We start from the raw sequence: 17,924 nt of genomic DNA on the forward strand, positions 1-17,924 counted from the left end.
ATTATTTAGCGATTGAGCCTTCTTTATCCGTATCAGCTTCACCCTTGCTTGATGAATCCCTAAGTATTACGATATCAACTCTTCTGTTTTTTGCTCTGTTAGCATCTGTAGTATTTGGAACTAATGGTGAATATTCACCGTATGGCACAGGAGCAATCATCTTTGGGTTAATACCGCCTTTATCAACCAGAAGCTTTAAAACATTTATTGCTCTTGCCGCAGACAATTCCCAGTTAGATGCATATAAGGCACTCTTCATTGGGACATTATCAGTATGACCTTCAACACGGATATGTTTGTTTGGAATCTTACTCAGAATGTCTTTTCCTATTTTTATTACCGTGTCCTGATCTTTTGGCTCTATTATAGCGCTTCCGCTTTTAAACAGTATCTTCTCATTTATAGTAACAACAATACCACGTTCCTGCATGGTTACTGCTACGTTTCCTTTTAAACCTTCAGAGTCCACAAGGCCGTTTATTTCCTCTTGCAATGCCTCCATCTGTTGATCCTCAATCTTTGATGGTATTACGGGAGACGGCATTGTGGCAGGAAAATCAATCAAAGAATTTCCTGAGCTACCACCCTGAACTACAGACGGCCGTTCTCCATTACCAAAGGCAGAACTCAGAGATTGTGAGAGCTGCTGAAACTTTTCGGTGTTAACCTGGCTCATGGAATACAATATTATAAAGAGTATTAACAACAAGTTCATCAGGTCGGCGTAAGTCAAGAGCCAACGCTCATTATTATCTTTGACAATTTTTTCCTTTGCCATGCTTATGCTTCAGCTCCTTCTTCCGCAGTAGCTACTGATTTGTTTTTAGCACCATTTAACTTCTCCATCAGGTTAAGGTTGAGTTTTTCCTTGATAATACGTGGATTTTCTCCTGCCTGTATGGATAACAGACCTTCTATTATAATTTCATTAATCATTGTTTCACGTGCTGCTTTAGCCTTTATTTTTGAACCGAATGGCAACCAAACTAGGTTGGCGAAGGCAACACCGTACATGGTTGCAATAAAGGCACTGGATATCTTAGGTCCAAGTGCTGCGGAATCTGACAAATCTTTAAGGATACTGATCATACCCATAACCGTTCCGCAAACTCCCATGGCCGGCCAGGTTCCACCCATAGATTCAAATATCTTTGCACCTGACTCGTATATCTCTGCCTGAAGCTCGGTTTCTCTTGCAAGTATGTCCTTTATTACTTCTGTTTCGATACCGTCAACAACCAGAGCTAAGCCTTTTCTTATAAGGTCATTCTTATTAGTCTGGGCATCCTGCTCAAGACTAAGAAGTCCATCTTTTCTGGCCTTCTCAGATAAATCTGCCAGCTCGTTTATAATATCTATTTCGTTATATTTCTTTTGAACGAACAGCATGCTTATTGTAGAAAGCATTTTCTTAACTTCTGATAAAGGAAATGCAACCAGTGTCGCACCAAAACCCCCGATAAAAACAATCAGAAACGGAGCTACTTTAAAAAGGGCGCCTAATTGGCCTCCTTCTTCCAAATATCCTGCAATAACTCCACCAAGACCCAGTACCAAACCTACAATGGTTGTAATATCCATAGAATGACCACTCCTGAATTTTTTGAATTTCTTTTGTGCATTTTTACTAAATTCACTAACCCCATAATGGCACTTTTCGTTAAAGTACCATTGATTTACCTTTTTTACTGTGCTATTATTTAACTAATTTCTTGCCAACCAGTGGTTATTATCATTGCATGCAGATAAGTAACCTAAATAGATATCGTAAATTTTGGCGGAAAACTTAACAACTTTTTATGGAGATTGGCACAATAAAATATTAATATATGAGTAATAGTATAAAGTTTTTTATTAAAAGGGTTCTTATTGTATATTTGGTGTCGCTTACTGCATGTTTTTTTGTAAAACATCATAGACTACCAATGATAATCATACTTACTTTCAGTGTGCTATTTTCCTTGTTGAGGTTAGCTGTGCTTGAATCTGTGCTGAAGCATTTGGGCGACGGTATCAATAAAACAGTTGCAGTTGTACTGAATTTAGTGCTATATTTATTTAACCTGGGAATTATTAGTGTTACAATTGTCTTTGCATTGCGTATGGGAGTACATACTTTTTTTGCTGCATTGACAGGCACTTTATCGGTAATGATAGTAATAGTGCTAAATGTTATAACGGAAACTTTGGGTATTACAAAAAATCAATTTGGACAGAAGGTGAACTAAGTGGATTTAGGCGAAAGACTTATTGAGGCAATGGAACCGCATGAAGTATTTACTTTTACCCTCTTTGGTAACGAAATTCCTGTTACTGACGTGGTGGTTACCATGTGGATAATAATGGCGGTGATGATTACTCTTGCAATCATATTCACCCGTAAATTTACTACAGTGCCTGGCAAAAAGCAGAACGTGGTTGAAATTATTGTTGAGTTTATCAACAACATAGTTAAGGATGCTATCGGAGAGCATCATTGGAAGGCGTTTGCACCTTATCTGGGAACTATAATGCTGTTTCTGATTTTTGCAAATACTGTCTCAATTTTTAACGTTATTCCTGGAGAAGGGTTCAAGCTAAGACCTCCAACCAGAAATATAAATGTAACTGCGTGTATGGCTGTTATGTCAATAGTAGTAGTTATTTATGCCGGAATAAGGTACAAGAAATTCAGCGGTTGGTTAAAGAGTTTCATTGAACCGGTACCTTTGATACTTCCGTTTAAAATACTTGATTACGGTATTAAGCCGCTATCTTTGGCATTACGTCTTTTTGGTAACATTCTGGGGGCATTTATTGTAATGGAACTTATTTACATGGCAATGCCTCCAATAGTACCTGCAGCGTTAAGTCTGTATTTTGACTTGTTTGATGGTATATTACAAGCCTATGTATTTATGTTTTTGACGTCTCTGTATATTGCAGAGGTACTAGAATAAGGGGGTGAAATGGAATGGGAATAATAGCTTTAGCAGCGGCAATAGCAGTATTTACAGGTATTGGCGCAGGAGTAGGTATCAGTTTGGCAACCGGAAAGGCAGTTGAAGGTATAGCAAGACAGCCTGAAGCGGCTGGACAAATCAGAAACGTAATGCTTCTTGGTGCGGTTCTTGCAGAAGCAACAGCTATCTACGGTTTGGTTGTTGCGTTGGTACTGGTATTCTTGAAAATGAAATAAAAGGAATATGAGTATCTGTGGAAGGTATTATAAGTACCTTCCACAGATATAGTAGTAACAAAGAAGAATATAAAGCCCGGTGTTAAATAATAGACGGTGCTATTATATAAATGTGTTATAAAAATACAGGTAATAAGGAGATGCGAGTTTATGCTAACACCTGAAAAGTATACATTTCTTTTTGTTGCATTAAACCTGTTAATTTTATATTTCTTTATGAAACGATTTCTGTTCAAACCGGTTACTCAGTTTATGGAGAACAGAAAGAACTCAATAGAAAAAGCGTTGAATGATGCTGAACAAGCAAAATTAGAAGCAGCTGAATCACGCAAAAGCTACGACCAACAAATAAGAAATATCAAAGTGGATTCCGACAGGTTGGTAAACGAGGCTAAACAAAAGGCTTCACGGGAGTATGAAGAGATAGTGGCTGCTGCTAAAAAAGAAGCTGCGCTTATTGTACAAAAAGGCCGTGAGGAAGTGGAACGTGAAAGAGCCGAAATGCTCAAGCAGGTAAAACAGCAGATAGCTGTTCTTGCTATTTCAGCGGCTACAAAAGTTGTTCAGCAGAATATGGATTCCGAAACAAATAAAAGTCTGGTGGAAAAATTTATTGATGAGGCGGGTGCTGCTTAATGCCACTTGTAGAAAAAAGGTATGCACAGGCACTGCTGCAATTGTCAGGTTCAGATATTAATTCGGTAAAAGAGGAATTTGGAGATTTTACCAACTTATATAATTCCGACAAGGACTTCAGAGACTTTTTGAATAACCCTGCTATTAAAACGGATAAGAAGCAAGCTCTTATAAGAAATGTATTTACAGGACGTTTAAGCAAAAATATGCTTAATATGGTACTGCTTCTCATTTCAAAGCAGAGGACAGCCGAAATACCAGGAATATTCAGCCAATTTGTTCAAATGTCAAATGAAACAGCGAATGTTCTGGATATGAGGATAATAATGGCTGCAGCCTTGGATGAAGTTCAATTGGAAACTATAAGGGAAAAGTTTAAAAAGAAATATAACGCAGTAGCTGTAAATTCCACTGAAATCGTAGATGAATCCCTTATTGGCGGTATAAAGGTAATTATAGGTGACAAGGTTTACGATGGAAGTGTAAAAGGCAGGATAGAATCATTAACTGAGATAGTCAGTGTTTAGCTGATGGTATCGGAACATATGGGGTGAGAAACATGAGTCTTAGACCAGAAGAAATAAGCTCGATTATAAAACAGCAGATTGAAAATTATGATACTGCTGTAAAGACTGATGATGTTGGATACGTCCTTCAGTCCGGAGATAATATAGCGAGAATATACGGACTTAAATCATGTATGTCCGGCGAGCTTTTACAGTTTGAAAATAATGTATTTGGTATGGCTCTCAATCTCGAAGAAGATAACGTGGGATGTGTTGTTCTGGGAGATGACAGAGGGATAAAGGAAGGCTCAACTGTTAAAAGAACAGGAAAGACTGTTCAGGTGCCGGTTGGACAAAGCCTTATCGGGAGAGTTGTCAGTCCGCTTGGAAAACCGTTGGATGGAAAAGGTGATATTGCAGCAGAAGAATATCGTCCTGTTGATTTTACGGCTCCCGGTGTTATTGACAGAAAGAGCGTTAACAAGCCACTTCAAACAGGTATTATGGCACTCGATGCCTTAATTCCAATAGGAAGAGGGCAAAGAGAGCTGATAATAGGAGACAGGCAAACAGGTAAAACAGCTATAGCTATAGATACTATTATCAATCAAAAAGGCAAGGATGTCATTTGTGTTTATGTAGCAATAGGACAAAAGGCATCAACAATTACGGGTATTGTAAACACTCTTGAGAAATTCGGAGCTATGGAATACTCTATTGTCGTATCATCAACAGCAAGTGATCCTTCATCGGTTCAGTATCTTGCACCTTATGCAGGCTGCGCTATGGCAGAGGATTTTATGTACAGATATCATAAGGATGTTTTAATTATTTATGATGATTTGTCCAAGCATGCGGTAGCCTACAGAGCAATGTCACTTCTGCTGAAAAGGCCACCGGGAAGAGAAGCTTATCCTGGAGATGTATTCTATTTGCACTCAAGACTACTTGAAAGAGCAGCTAAACTTAGTGATGAACTGGGTGGAGGTTCAATTACCGCACTGCCTATCATAGAAACACTTGCAGGAGACGTTTCTGCGTATATCCCAACCAATGTTATTTCGATAACTGACGGTCAGATATATCTAGAGTCGGAATTGTTCTATTCAGGACAAAGACCTGCTGTTAACGTTGGATTATCAGTTTCTAGAGTTGGAGGTTCTGCACAGATAAAAGCAATGAGAAAAATTGCAGGTCCTTTGAGAATAAACCTTGCTCAGTTCAGAGAACTTGAAGCGTTTGCACAGTTTGGTTCTGATCTTGATAAATCCACAAGGGATAAGCTTACTCAGGGAGAACGTCTTGTAGAGACACTGAAACAACCACTGTATGCAACATTACCGGTTGAGGAACAGGTTCTAATACTGTATGGAGCTACAAATAACTATCTGATGGACTTACCTGTTAACAAGGTTAGAAAGTTCAATCAGGAATTTGTGTCATATGTAAAGGAAAAGTACCCTAAAATTCTGACCAGTATTGCTGAAACAGGAGATATAAGCGATGAAATATCGAAGCTTATGAAGACTGCGGCAGATGAGTTTAAGGCTCAATTTGTTTAAAACTAATTAAAGCTTATCTAAACAATAACACAGCAGATAAGCGTTATGATTATAATTTTGTCGTGCTGTGGGACAGAAACGGCGGGTTATCATATGGCAAACAATATGCGTGAAATTAAATCACGTATCAAAAGTATAAATCAGATGAGACAAATTACTAAGGCCATGAAGTTGATATCGGCGTCAAAACTAAAAAAAGCTAGGACACAGCTGGAAGAGACACTTCCTTACTTTAATAAGGTCAGAGAAACCATAGCCGATATTCTTGCACATAGTGCGGAGGTTGAAAGCAGGTTTTTTGATATAAGAGAGGAGAAGGAAGGCAAAAAGAAAGCATATATTGTTATGACCGGTGACAAGGGGCTGGCTGGTGGTTACAATAGTAACATTCTTAAGCTGACAGAACGTGAAATCGGTGATAACAAAGAAAATGCATTGCTTCTGGTGGCAGGTACCACCGGAAGGTCTTACTTTACCAGGAAGGAATACCATGTCCACACCGAATTCGATTATGCAGTTCAGAATCCTACGGTGTTCAGGGCAAGGGAAATTACAGAGATTATACTTGATTTATACAATAAGCAGGAAGTTGATGAAGTCTATATAGTATATACTCAAATGATATCTGCTATATCTTTGGAACCAAGGGTATTAAAGCTTCTACCAATTGAAATCGGTGCTCTCCGCGAGGATGTAAAGGTTGATGAGATTGTATTGGATCAGAAGTTCAAATATGAACCATCAGAACAAGAAGTTCTTGATGTCCTTATTCCCAAGTATATAAAAGGTATTATGTACGGCACCTTTGTTGAAGCTTTTACAAGTGAACAGAATGCACGTATGACTGCAATGGATAATGCAACTAAAAATGCAGATGAAATGCTGCAAAAGTTGAATCTGTATTACAACAGAGCAAGACAGGCGGCTATAACTCAGGAGATTTCCGAAATTGTTGGCGGCGCCTCGGCTTTAAAATAGAAATAGAGGACAAAAATTTACTATGAAAAAGTTCTCCTAATTTTGAAAGGAGTGTATAAAATGGCTGGAAGTTCCGGAGTCATTGTACAGGTTATAGGTCCTGTACTTGACATAAGATTTGAAAATGGTATTTTGCCTAACATATATAATGCTATTAAGATTCCTACAGATTCAGGTGCTGTTACTGCGGAAGTAATGCAACATCTTGGAAACGATACAGTCAGGTGTGTTGCAATGTCTTCGACAGACGGACTTGTTAGAGGCATGAATGCTGAAGATACAGGAGATGCAATTACTGTACCCGTTGGTAAGGAAGTTCTGGGTAGAATTTTTAATGTTTTGGGTGAGCCTGTTGACAAAGCAGGACCGGTTAAACCAACTGCTTACCTTCCCATACATAGGGAAGCACCATCTTTGGAAGAACAAAGACCTTCTACAGAAATACTTGAGACAGGTATAAAAGTAGTAGACTTGCTGGCACCATATGCAAAGGGCGGTAAAATAGGACTTTTTGGCGGTGCCGGAGTTGGTAAGACAGTTCTCATAATGGAATTAATTAGAAATATAGCAACAGAGCACGGTGGATATTCAATATTTACCGGTGTTGGAGAAAGAACCAGAGAAGGTAATGACTTATGGCATGATATGAATGACTCAGGAGTTATTGAAAAGACTGCCATGGTTTTCGGACAGATGAATGAACCACCGGGAGCAAGAATGAGGGTTGGTCTTACAGGACTTACAATGGCTGAGTACTTTAGAGATCAAATGGGACAGGATGTTCTTCTGTTCATAGATAATATATTCAGATTCGTTCAAGCTGGTTCAGAGGTTTCTGCATTATTGGGAAGAATTCCGTCGGCGGTTGGTTATCAGCCTACTTTGGCAACGGATGTTGGTGCACTGCAAGAGAGAATAGCATCAACAAACAAGGGTTCAATTACTTCCGTTCAGGCAGTATATGTTCCCGCAGATGACCTGACTGACCCTGCTCCTGCAACTACTTTTGCACATCTTGATGCAACTACTGTTTTAAGTAGAGATATTGTTGCAATGGGAATTTATCCTGCTGTTGACCCTCTTGAATCAACATCAAGAATACTTGATCCCAAGGTTGTAGGTGAAGAACACTATGCTGTTGCAAGAAGGGTACAGGAAATTCTTCAAAGGAATAAAGAACTTCAGGATATTATTGCTATACTGGGTATGGATGAGTTACCGGAAGAAGATAAGTTGACGGTTTTCAGAGCCAGAAAGATTCAGAGATACTTGTCACAACCTTTCTTTGTAGGAGAACAGTTTACAGGATATAAAGGAAAGTATGTTCCTTTAAAGGAAACTATTAGAGGATTTAAAGAGATTATCGACGGTAAGATGGACAATATTCCGGAAGCAGCTTTCTACATGAAGGGCGCTATTGAAGAGGTTTACGAAGCTGCGAAGGAAATGGAAGGATAATCCCCTGATTTAATGCATTTTTAAGCCGGTATATGGCTTATGGAGGTTAAAAAAGACATGGCCACATTTTTTTTAGAGGTATTAACACCTGAGAGAAAGTTTTTTTCAGGAGAGGCAGAGTGTGTAATATTTAAATCCAGTGATGGTGAGATGGGCGTTTTGGCAAAGCATGCACCTACAGTTTCTGCTGTAAGCGTCGGACCTCTTAGAATCAATGCACAGGGTAAATGGATTGAGGCAGTTGTTACCGAAGGGTTTGCAAAGATTATGCCCGACAAGGTTGTTATACTTACCGATACGGCCGAATACCCGGAAGAAATAGATATTAACAGAGCCAAGGCTGCAAAACAACGTGCCGAGGAACGGCTTCAGAAGAAACTCAGTCAATTGGAATATATGAGGTCAAAAACAGCTCTTGCAAGGGCGATGGCACGTTTGAGTGCAACAAACAAAAGGAGTTAAATAGTAAAGTTTTTTTAGAGCCTATACTGGATTTTTAAATAAATCTTGTATAGGCTCTTTTATTTTTGTTAAAACACATTAGCATTTCGACAAAATGCAATAGCTTTCTATGCTGTAAAAAATATTTTTAGGAAAAAAAGTCGCATTTTAACGAATTTTGTATAAAGGAAATGAATAATTTGGGCGATATATTAAAGGAGTATTACAATTTTGTGACAACATAATAACAAGGAGGTTAAAAGATGAAATCTAAGTTTAGAGTTCAAAGTATTTTAGTTGCAGCAACTTTATTTTTATCAACAACAAATGTAGCATTAGCTGATGGGATATCACCAAAGCCTGATGCTGCAAATATTACAATTACCAATAATGCTGGCATAGCAGATACTGTTAAAGTAACGTCATTATCAGTAGGTGATGTAGTAAGGGTTTACAGTCCAACGACTCAGATAGGTACTGCAACTGTAACGACAGGGAAGTCAGAAGCTATTGTAAGTATTCCTCAGATAGGTACGGATGCAGGTATTGTGTATGTATCTGTAACTAATATCAGTAGTTTAGAGAGTGATAAGGTTGAAAAAGCATACATAGCGGAAGCAACAAGTACTGATCCTGTAGCAGATAATATTACAATCACAAACAACGTAACCGGAAAAGCAGATACAGTTAAGGTAACCGGACTTGCAGCAGGAGATGTAGTAAAGGTATACAAGGATGGAACAGCAACTACAACATTGGGAACAGCAACAGTAGCAGCAACAGCAACAGAAGCTACAGTTACAATCCAACAGCTTGGAGTAGTAGAAGGAAGTGTATTTATAACAGTAACATCCACAGGTAAGAAAGAAAGTACAAGAGTAGAAAAAGCATATGAAGCAGAAGCAGTGACAGATGCGGTAGCAGCTGATGCGGTAACAGTAACAAATAACGCAGGAAAAGCAGATACCGTAGTTGTAGCAGGACTCGTAGCAGGAGATATAGTAAAGGTATACAAAGACGGAACAGTAACTACAGCATTGGGAACAGCAACAGTAGCAACAGGAAAAACAGAAGCTATAGTTAGCATAACCCAGTTGGGAACAGAAGCCGGAAAGGTATTTATAACTGTAACAAGTGCAGGGAAACTGGAAAGCACAAGAACAGAAGTAGCATATGCTGAAGAAGCAACAAGTACTGCACCCGTAGCAGATAATATTACAGTAACAAACAACGTAACCGGAAAAGCAGATACAGTTAAGGTAACCGGACTTGCAGCAGGAGATGTAGTAAAGGTATACAAGGATGGAACAGCAACTACAACATTGGGAACAGCAACAGTAGCAGCAACAGCAACAGAAGCTACAGTTACAATCCAACAGCTTGGAGTAGTAGAAGGAAGTGTATTTGTAACAGTAACATCCGCAGGTAAGAAAGAAAGTACAAGAGTAGAAAAAGCATACGAAGCAGAAGCAGTGACAGATGCGGTAGCAGCTGATGCGGTAACAGTAACAAATAACGCAGGAAAAGCAGATACCATAGTTGTAGCAGGACTCGTAGCAGGAGATATAGTAAAGGTATACAAAGACGGAACAGTAACTACAGCGTTAGGAACAGCAACAGTAGCAACAGGAAAAACAGAAGCTATAGTTAGCATAACCCAGTTAGGAACAGAAGCCGGAAAGGTATTTGTAACTGTAACAAGTGCAGGCAAATTGGAAAGCACAAGAACAGAAGTAGCATATGCTGAAGAAGCAACAAGCACTGCACCTGTAGCAGACAATATTACAGTAACAAACAACGTAACCGGAAAAGCAGATACAGTTAAGGTAACCGGACTTGCAGCAGGAGATGTAGTAAAGGTATACAAGGATGGAACAGCAACTACAACATTGGGAACAGCAACAGTAGCAGCAACAGCAACAGAAGCTACAGTTACAATCCAACAGCTTGGAGTAGTAGAAGGAAGTGTATTTGTAACAGTAACATCCGCAGGTAAGAAAGAAAGTACAAGAGTAGAAAAAGCATACGAAGCAGAAGCAGTGACAGATGCGGTAGCAGCTGATGCGGTAACAGTAACAAATAACGCAGGAAAAGCAGATACCGTAGTTGTAGCAGGACTCGTAGCAGGAGATATAGTAAAGGTATACAAAGACGGAACAGTAACTACAGCGTTAGGAACAGCAACAGTAGCAACAGGAAAAACAGAAGCGGTAGTTAGCATAACCCAGTTGGGAACAGAAGCCGGAAAGGTATTTGTAACTGTAACAAGTGCAGGCAAATTGGAAAGCACAAGAACAGAAGTAGCATATGCTGAAGAAGCAACAAGCACTGCACCTGTAGCAGACAATATTACAGTAACAAACAACGTAACCGGAAAAGCAGATACAGTTAAGGTAACCGGACTTGCAGCAGGAGATGTAGTAAAGGTATACAAGGATGGAACAGCAACTACAACATTGGGAACAGCAACAGTAGCAGCAACAGCAACAGAAGCTACAGTTACAATCCAACAGCTTGGAGTAGTAGAAGGAAGTGTATTTGTAACAGTAACATCCGCAGGTAAGAAAGAAAGTACAAGAGTAGAAAAAGCATACGAAGCAGAAACAGTGACAGATGCGGTAGCAGCTGATGCGGTAACAGTAACAAATAACGCAGGAAAAGCAGATACCGTAGTTGTAGCAGGACTCGTAGCAGGAGATATAGTAAAGGTATACAAAGACGGAACAGTAACTACAGCGTTAGGAACAGCAACAGTAGCAACAGGAAAAACAGAAGCTATAGTTAGCATAACCCAGTTAGGAACAGAAGCCGGAAAGGTATTTGTAACTGTAACAAGTGCAGGCAAATTGGAAAGCACAAGAACAGAAGTAGCATATGCTGAAGAAGCAACAAGCACTGCACCTGTAGCAGACAATATTACAGTAACAAACAACGTAACCGGAAAAGCAGATACAGTTAAGGTAACCGGACTTGCAGCAGGAGATGTAGTAAAGGTATACAAGGATGGAACAGCAACTACAACATTGGGAACAGCAACAGTAGCAGCAACAGCAACAGAAGCTACAGTTACAATCCAACAGCTTGGAGTAGTAGAAGGAAGTGTATTTGTAACAGTAACATCCGCAGGTAAGAAAGAAAGTACAAGAGTAGAAAAAGCATACGAAGCAGAAGCAGTGACAGATGCGGTAGCAGCTGATGCGGTAACAGTAACAAATAACGCAGGAAAAGCAGATACCATAGTTGTAGCAGGACTCGTAGCAGGAGATATAGTAAAGGTATACAAAGACGGAACAGTAACTACAGCGTTAGGAACAGCAACAGTAGCAACAGGAAAAACAGAAGCTATAGTTACTATAGCACAGTTGGGAACAGAAACCGGAAAGGTATTTATAACTGTAACAAGTGCAGGCAAATTGGAAAGCACAAGAACAGAAGTTGCTTACGCAGCTGAAGAAGTAACTGCTGACCCTAATGGGGATAAAGTATTAGCCATTAATAATACCGGAAACGATATGGTTGTTGTGTATGGTTTAACAGCAGGAGACATAGTTAATATCTATGATGTTGCAGAAGGCGGAAAAGTAATTGGTACTTCAACTGTAGCAGCTACCCAGTCACAGGTTGTAATTACAATACCTCAACTTGGACAGACAGGCGGAACTTTCTACTTCACAGTTACTAACTCTGGAAAGCGTGAAAGTAAAAGAATAGCAGTTACATTTGCAGCTGAATAAAAATTTAATAGCTGACAGGAAGCTGTACACTAAGCAATTGGTGTACAGCTTTTTTATGCATTAATGTGACATTAACATTACAAAATGTACAACCTTATAAAATCTATCCCCAAAATTGCCGATAAGGTATAATAAAAGAAATTTTTGGGGGTATATGCTTTGATTTCTAACAGGGGAAAAAAATATCACAAATTTAAACACATTTCTAAGTTAGCAATAATGCTTGCAGTAGCGATTTTAATGCAAAGCCTTGTTGTATTAAACACAGCAGCTGGCACTGTAAAATCAAATATTACTGCGTTAATACATAATATAAACGTGGTTACCCTCACTTGGAACGACTATTTAACCAATGAGATAAATTATTACCTGGAGCGCAGTGTGGATGGTGGGATATTTTCTATAGTCTCATATTCTGCAGCAAATCTTACAACTTTTACAGACAGTTCAGTTCAACCCGGACATATCTATACATACAGAGTAAAAGTCATGGACTCAACCTATACAACATATGTTTACACTGATGAAATTTCAATTCGCACAGATGAAATTGTAAAGCCGGATTCCTTGACCCCCACAACAGTTTCGTCAAATCAGATAGATTTAAAATGGACTTATCCTGATGGTAAGATAAGCAACACTATAATTGAGCGAAGAATGGAAGGTTCCACCTCCTGGTCGGAAGTAGCCAGGGTTGCAGCAGGTCAGAACACGTACAGTGATAAAGCAATAGCGGCTGGTATAAAATATTATTATAAGGTCAGGTCGTATTCAATGGAATATATAAAATCATCTGCTTACCCTGATGAATATGACGGAAGCAGTGCAGTTTCAATGTTGCCGAAACCGTCAAACCTGTCTGGATTTGCCCTTTCAGGTTATAAAATACAGCTTAAATGGCAGGATATATCTTTTGAAACGGCATATATTATTGAAAGGAGAGCATCAAACGAAGGTGCTTTCATTGAAGTTGCAGTACTACCTCAGAATACAACTAGCTATATTGATAACGTCACACATGAAAATTCCATATATAGTTACAGAATTAAGGCATTAACAGGTGTTACCGGTTCCGAGTATTCAGATGTTCTCAATGTAGCCAGTACGTATTTAAAGCCTCCTTCATGGCTCACTGCTGTAAGTGTAGACGGTAAAAAAATTAGCTTGTCCTGGCAGGATCTGACTATCAATGAAACAGGCTTTGAAATATGGAGAAAAGCTCCAACTGAAACAGATTATACGTTGTACGATACAATGGGGAGAAACGCAAACAGTTATATTGATTTAAATGTATCTCCCCAAACAAACTATTCCTATAAGGTAAGGGCAAAAATTAATGATAATGAAGTGTATTCCGATTTTTCCAATGAATCAGGTGCTTTGACTACACCTCTGAGTCCTCCAGCAAACTTGTCTTTTAACGTTATAAGCAAAACGGAGGTTGAGCTTACATGGGATGATACCAGCAGTATGGAGGCCGGATACATAGTAGAGAAAAAGTTTGGTTTACTGTCACAGTGGTATCAGATCTCACAGCTTGAACCTAATACAACAAAATATAATGATAAATGGATCAGCAGCACAGAGCCTACTTTTTATAGGATAAAGGCTTTTGACAGGTCAACTGCTGTCAGCTACAGCAATGAGGTACAGTTGTCATTGGATGCTCCGGAAGCACCGGGTAATTTGCAAACGTCCGTTATATCAACTAATGACGTGAAACTTACATGGAATGATAATTCCTCTACTGAAGAAGGATTTATCATTGAGGCGAAGCAGTTGTATCTTTTTAGGGAAATAGGCAGAGTCGATTCGAATGTTACTACTTTTATATACCACGATGCTATACCAGGAAAAACAATGACATACAGAATCAGAGCTGTAAAGGGCTTGGTTCAGAGTAACCCGTCAAATGAGGTTGTCACAGCTACCTCAGTAAATAATACGTATAGTGATTTAGGGTCTGTAAGCTGGGCTGTAGAGGCAATCAATAACCTTGCAAGCAGAAATGTATTTGAATCCAACAGCAATAGATTTAACCCGAAACAGTCTATTAGCAGAGGTGAATACTGTGCCATAATTGTTAGAAGTCTTGGCATGGAAAAAGCAGTGGCAGGAAGGTTTGTCGATGTTACCGCAAAACATAAATATTATAAAGAAATTATGGCAGCGGAATACTTCGGTATAATCAGCAAAGATAAAAATAACAAGATTTACCCCGATAAGCTGATAACAAGAGAACAGGCGGCGGTAATGCTGGCTTTGGCTCTCAAAATAAAGGGAACTCCATTACCTCAAAAAGACAGCAGCACTTTGAAGCAGTTTGCAGATTTTAATTCAATTTCGGATTCATCTTCCAGAAATATAGCTGCTGTATGTGGAGCAGGTATTATTTCAGGTAGAAAAATTAATGGAAGGGTTTATTTACAGCCCTCCAATAATGTAACAAGAGCAGAAGCTGCACTATTGGCCTATAAGGGATTAATATACAATCAGGGTAATCAATAATAAGAGAAGGAGCAAGTTAATGAAACGATATGCTAACAAAATATCTCTGATGCTTGCAGTAATATGTTTTATGGTTATTCCTCTGTCTGCATTTGCAGCAACGGGAACATCATATTCTAACTACACAGCTTCATTACTGAGCAAGTGGAAAAACAACGGCGTATTGGATAAGAGCTACTCAAGTCTGGACCTGAACAAGCCTGTTGAGAAAATTGACTTTATTAAAATTCTCAATGCTATATTGAAGTCATCAAAAAAGGCTGACATAAATTTTATAGATGTACCAAAGAACTCATGGTACGGACAGGAGATAGCAAAGGCTGCGGCATGCGGATATATTTCAGATAAGGAAAATACAAAATTTTATCCCTTTTCTTATATGACCAGAGTAGAGGCTGCAGAGATGTCTGCATATGTTTTTGGACTAGAACTAAAAAATGAGAAGATACTGAGTAATATAACTGACGGTAAGGTTCTTGAACAGAAGCAGTTGAATGATTTGGCAGCGGTGATAGAAAAAGGGGGACTTGCAGAGGTTGCTGCCGGAAGGTATGCACCAACGGGAGTGCTAAAACTAAAAGATGCTTTAATTATGCTAGATAAATGCGTGGGACAGATTGCTCTTAAATCGGGAACCATAACCACTAATGCCACAGGTAATATGTTTATCAGTGTGGGAGCTGTTACTTTAAGGGGTATTTCCATTCCTGGAGATTTGATTATCGGTGAGGGTGTGGGCGACGGAGTTGTTACTCTGGAGAGCGTAAAGTTGTCAGGAAGGCTTATAATAAGAGGAGGAGGCCCTAACGGGGTAGCTATAAAAAATTCTCAGATAGGCGGAACTCTGACCGTTGAAAAAAGTGAAGGCAACGTATATATAAGAGTGGTAGGAAGTACAACCATTAAGCAGGCATATTTAAAATCGGGATGTACCCTTGAAGAGGGTTACCTGACAAGCGGAGACGGATTCGTAAATATTACTGCTATGCATGGGGTTTTTGAAGGTCAGAATGCCATAATCAAAGGTGATTTCAGAGATATAGTCTCGGAAAACAGTAATATAAATATTAAATTAAGCGGTAACATTGAAAATGTTAACATAAATAAGGAAAGCCAAGGAGATTTTTCTCTTTTGTCAGGAATAATTAAAACGTTATCTGTTGGAGTAACAAAAAGACAGCTTGAATTCCTTGGTGGAAAGGTTTCCACCCTAAATATTTTAAAGGATGCCAAGGGAAATAAAATAACCATAGACGGTTCAGCTGAAATCAATACTGCAAACATTGAAAGTACAACTGAAATTTTATTTAAAAAGGGAACCGTAAGTTCATTGATCTTGGACGCAAATTCTCAAGGCTCATATATCAATATGCAGACCGGCTCGTTTATAAGAAACCTTGTAATTATGGCAGATTCTGAAATAAAGGGCTCTGGTAAAATTGATAGTGCATATTCCTATGCAAACAATGTTAAAATGGGGATTATACCTTCGTTCTATTCCTATAAGTATGTACCGGGCTGGGGTACAAATGAACCTTTTCTCCCAAGTGTTAATATTGGTGTTTCTGGTGCAGATAATGACAGTATAACCCTGCAAGAAGGGAAAACTATTGATTTATATAAAGATTTAAGTTTGTCAGTTTACCCTGATAAGAGTACAGTAGGCTTCGTATCTTTGAATAGCAGTGTTGCCACCGTAACTGATAAAGGTGTGGTAACAGCTATAGCAGCCGGAGCCGCAAAGATATACATTACCGGACAGTATTCGGGTTTTACCAGCGGTATAAAACGTATTGACGTAAATGTGACACCCGGTAATATAACACTTCCGGGAAGTATGGAAATAAGTCCTGTAACAGGTGAAGCAGCAACAGTAAAGGACTTTGAAATAACGTATACTTCAAAGGACGATTTTTCAAATGGTACGGTTACTTTCTGGCTGCCGGAAGGATTCCCTGCTTTTGAATCTGATACAGTAAAGATAGGAAACGGTGCAGAGGTAACATTAAATCCATCCCAGAGACTTAACGTCAGAACCCTGTCCTTTACAAATCTTAATTTGAGCAAGGGACAGAAGATAGTTGTAAAGCTCAGAAATAAAACGGTGCCTCAAGGAGGAGAATACGTATTTAGTGTTGTTGCAGATGCCGATGGAACCGGGCCAAAGCTGCCGACATCAGGCCAGGATGAAAGAACGGTATTTACTTCTGATAAGCTGAAAACACTCTTGGAGACTACAAACTACACATTATCTGCCTATGATTCCCAAACCGGAGCTGTAAGCTTCACAAAACTGTCATTTGCAGGCTTTACGGGAGCTACAAAATGGCTTATAGCCGTTCAGGACGGCGAATTTACACATCCGGGCTATGACGACCCAGTTTTGGGAACAGAATATACTGTAGGAAGTGCTATAACCATTGCCCCAAACCAGCATCTGATGTTGGCGGCAGTTGATGGAGATAGCACGGCAGGATACAAGGTCAAGGCCTTTGTTGATATTACTATTCACTGAGATTAATAGACAAATAGATGTATAGTCACAATTTTAAGACCAATTCAAATAAAACGTTTGAGTTGGTCTTTTTTGATGGCTTTTAAGATATATACATATTCTTTATAGTAAAAATATAGTCCCGATTTAACAAAAAGTAACAATTTTTCATTGATTATGTTAGAGCATTAGATAGTCTTAATATACTTTAGTTACTTTATATGTCAAAAACAGGGAAGGCAGAATAAAGCAGCAAACAGACAGGAATGGGCAGACAATAGCTGTAGATTACAATAGTGACAATAACATAACCAACGAGAACATAATTGGAAAAGGAGACCAGCGTAAATTTCTGTACAATCAGGACGGAAGTCTTTTAGCAGCAATTACGGATTCAAATGTAGATAGCTTTACTTATACCCTGAATGG

14 protein-coding genes are annotated in these 17,924 nt (G+C 39.0%); 12 read left to right on the forward strand and 2 right to left on the reverse strand.

The genetic code is table 11. The features are described from left to right. Window position 1 precedes the first annotated feature (1 nt). Together CLO1100_RS01390 and CLO1100_RS01395 are read right to left on the reverse strand one after the other, a co-directional pair. Window positions 2-778 (reverse strand): flagellar motor protein MotB, encoded by a 777-nt coding sequence (locus tag CLO1100_RS01390; RefSeq protein ID WP_014311977.1) that lies wholly within the window; start codon window positions 776-778, stop codon window positions 2-4. A 2-nt stretch (window positions 779-780) separates the two neighbouring features. Further along, window positions 781-1,581 (reverse strand): MotA/TolQ/ExbB proton channel family protein, encoded by an 801-nt coding sequence (locus CLO1100_RS01395; RefSeq protein WP_014311978.1) that lies wholly within the window; start codon window positions 1,579-1,581, stop codon window positions 781-783. Between the two features lie 395 nt (window positions 1,582-1,976). Here CLO1100_RS01395 and CLO1100_RS01400 point away from each other — a divergent pair, with 395 nt between their 5' ends. From CLO1100_RS01400 to CLO1100_RS01455, 12 genes are all read left to right on the forward strand, one after another. Then, window positions 1,977-2,228 (forward strand): hypothetical protein, encoded by a 252-nt coding sequence (locus CLO1100_RS01400; RefSeq protein ID WP_014311979.1) that lies wholly within the window; start codon window positions 1,977-1,979, stop codon window positions 2,226-2,228. After that, a complete protein-coding gene (locus tag CLO1100_RS01405) occupies window positions 2,229-2,939 on the forward strand; it encodes a F0F1 ATP synthase subunit A (protein WP_014311980.1) in 711 nt (236 codons plus the stop codon). A 14-nt stretch (window positions 2,940-2,953) separates the two neighbouring features. Further along, window positions 2,954-3,178, forward strand: a complete 225-nt coding sequence (gene atpE / locus CLO1100_RS01410) for an ATP synthase F0 subunit C (protein ID WP_014311981.1) — start codon at window positions 2,954-2,956, stop codon at window positions 3,176-3,178. A gap of 150 nt (window positions 3,179-3,328) precedes the next feature. Next, entirely contained in the window at window positions 3,329-3,814 is a 486-nt protein-coding gene (atpF, locus tag CLO1100_RS01415; RefSeq protein WP_014311982.1) for a F0F1 ATP synthase subunit B, read from the forward strand. Next, window positions 3,814-4,341: a F0F1 ATP synthase subunit delta gene (locus CLO1100_RS01420; RefSeq protein ID WP_014311983.1), complete on the forward strand. Its 528-nt coding sequence runs from the start codon at window positions 3,814-3,816 to the stop codon at window positions 4,339-4,341. Before atpF ends, CLO1100_RS01420 begins: the two co-directional genes overlap by 1 nt. 32 nt (window positions 4,342-4,373) lie before the next feature. Further along, window positions 4,374-5,882 (forward strand): F0F1 ATP synthase subunit alpha, encoded by a 1,509-nt coding sequence (gene atpA, locus CLO1100_RS01425; protein WP_187288902.1) that lies wholly within the window; start codon window positions 4,374-4,376, stop codon window positions 5,880-5,882. Between the two features lie 93 nt (window positions 5,883-5,975). Next, window positions 5,976-6,860, forward strand: a complete 885-nt coding sequence (atpG, locus tag CLO1100_RS01430; RefSeq protein ID WP_014311985.1) for an ATP synthase F1 subunit gamma — start codon at window positions 5,976-5,978, stop codon at window positions 6,858-6,860. 60 nt (window positions 6,861-6,920) lie between these two features. Beyond that, entirely contained in the window at window positions 6,921-8,318 is a 1,398-nt protein-coding gene (gene atpD, locus CLO1100_RS01435) for a F0F1 ATP synthase subunit beta (protein ID WP_014311986.1), read from the forward strand. A gap of 57 nt (window positions 8,319-8,375) precedes the next feature. Further along, window positions 8,376-8,780: a F0F1 ATP synthase subunit epsilon gene (locus CLO1100_RS01440; RefSeq protein ID WP_004619753.1), complete on the forward strand. Its 405-nt coding sequence runs from the start codon at window positions 8,376-8,378 to the stop codon at window positions 8,778-8,780. A 242-nt stretch (window positions 8,781-9,022) separates the two neighbouring features. Next, window positions 9,023-12,493, forward strand: coding sequence for a hypothetical protein (locus CLO1100_RS20585; protein WP_014311987.1), 3,471 nt, complete (start codon window positions 9,023-9,025; stop codon window positions 12,491-12,493). A gap of 159 nt (window positions 12,494-12,652) precedes the next feature. After that, complete coding sequence (locus CLO1100_RS01450) at window positions 12,653-15,001, forward strand: S-layer homology domain-containing protein (protein ID WP_014311988.1); 2,349 nt, start codon at window positions 12,653-12,655, stop codon at window positions 14,999-15,001. 19 nt (window positions 15,002-15,020) lie between these two features. Next, window positions 15,021-17,516: a BslA/BslB family hydrophobin gene (locus CLO1100_RS01455; RefSeq protein WP_014311989.1), complete on the forward strand. Its 2,496-nt coding sequence runs from the start codon at window positions 15,021-15,023 to the stop codon at window positions 17,514-17,516. Window positions 17,517-17,924: the final 408 nt, after the last annotated feature.

The organism is Clostridium sp. BNL1100 (assembly GCF_000244875.1).
Taxonomy (GTDB): Bacteria; Bacillota; Clostridia; order Acetivibrionales; family DSM-1351; genus Ruminiclostridium.

Bases quoted from the DNA above. Each gene is read 5' to 3' on its own strand.
- CLO1100_RS01390 (WP_014311977.1), bottom strand. From the start codon at position 778: ATGGCAAAGGAAAAAATTGTCAAAGATAATAATGAGCGTTGGCTCTTG.
- CLO1100_RS01395 (WP_014311978.1), bottom strand. From the start codon at position 1,581: ATGGATATTACAACCATTGTAGGTTTGGTACTGGGTCTTGGTGGAGTT.
- atpE (WP_014311981.1), top strand. From the start codon at position 2,954: ATGGGAATAATAGCTTTAGCAGCGGCAATAGCAGTATTTACAGGTATT.
- atpF (WP_014311982.1), top strand. From the start codon at position 3,329: ATGCTAACACCTGAAAAGTATACATTTCTTTTTGTTGCATTAAACCTG.
- CLO1100_RS01420 (WP_014311983.1), top strand. From the start codon at position 3,814: ATGCCACTTGTAGAAAAAAGGTATGCACAGGCACTGCTGCAATTGTCA.
- atpA (WP_187288902.1), top strand. From the start codon at position 4,374: ATGAGTCTTAGACCAGAAGAAATAAGCTCGATTATAAAACAGCAGATT.
- atpG (WP_014311985.1), top strand. From the start codon at position 5,976: ATGGCAAACAATATGCGTGAAATTAAATCACGTATCAAAAGTATAAAT.
- atpD (WP_014311986.1), top strand. From the start codon at position 6,921: ATGGCTGGAAGTTCCGGAGTCATTGTACAGGTTATAGGTCCTGTACTT.
- CLO1100_RS01440 (WP_004619753.1), top strand. From the start codon at position 8,376: ATGGCCACATTTTTTTTAGAGGTATTAACACCTGAGAGAAAGTTTTTT.
- CLO1100_RS20585 (WP_014311987.1), top strand. From the start codon at position 9,023: ATGAAATCTAAGTTTAGAGTTCAAAGTATTTTAGTTGCAGCAACTTTA.
- CLO1100_RS01455 (WP_014311989.1), top strand. From the start codon at position 15,021: ATGAAACGATATGCTAACAAAATATCTCTGATGCTTGCAGTAATATGT.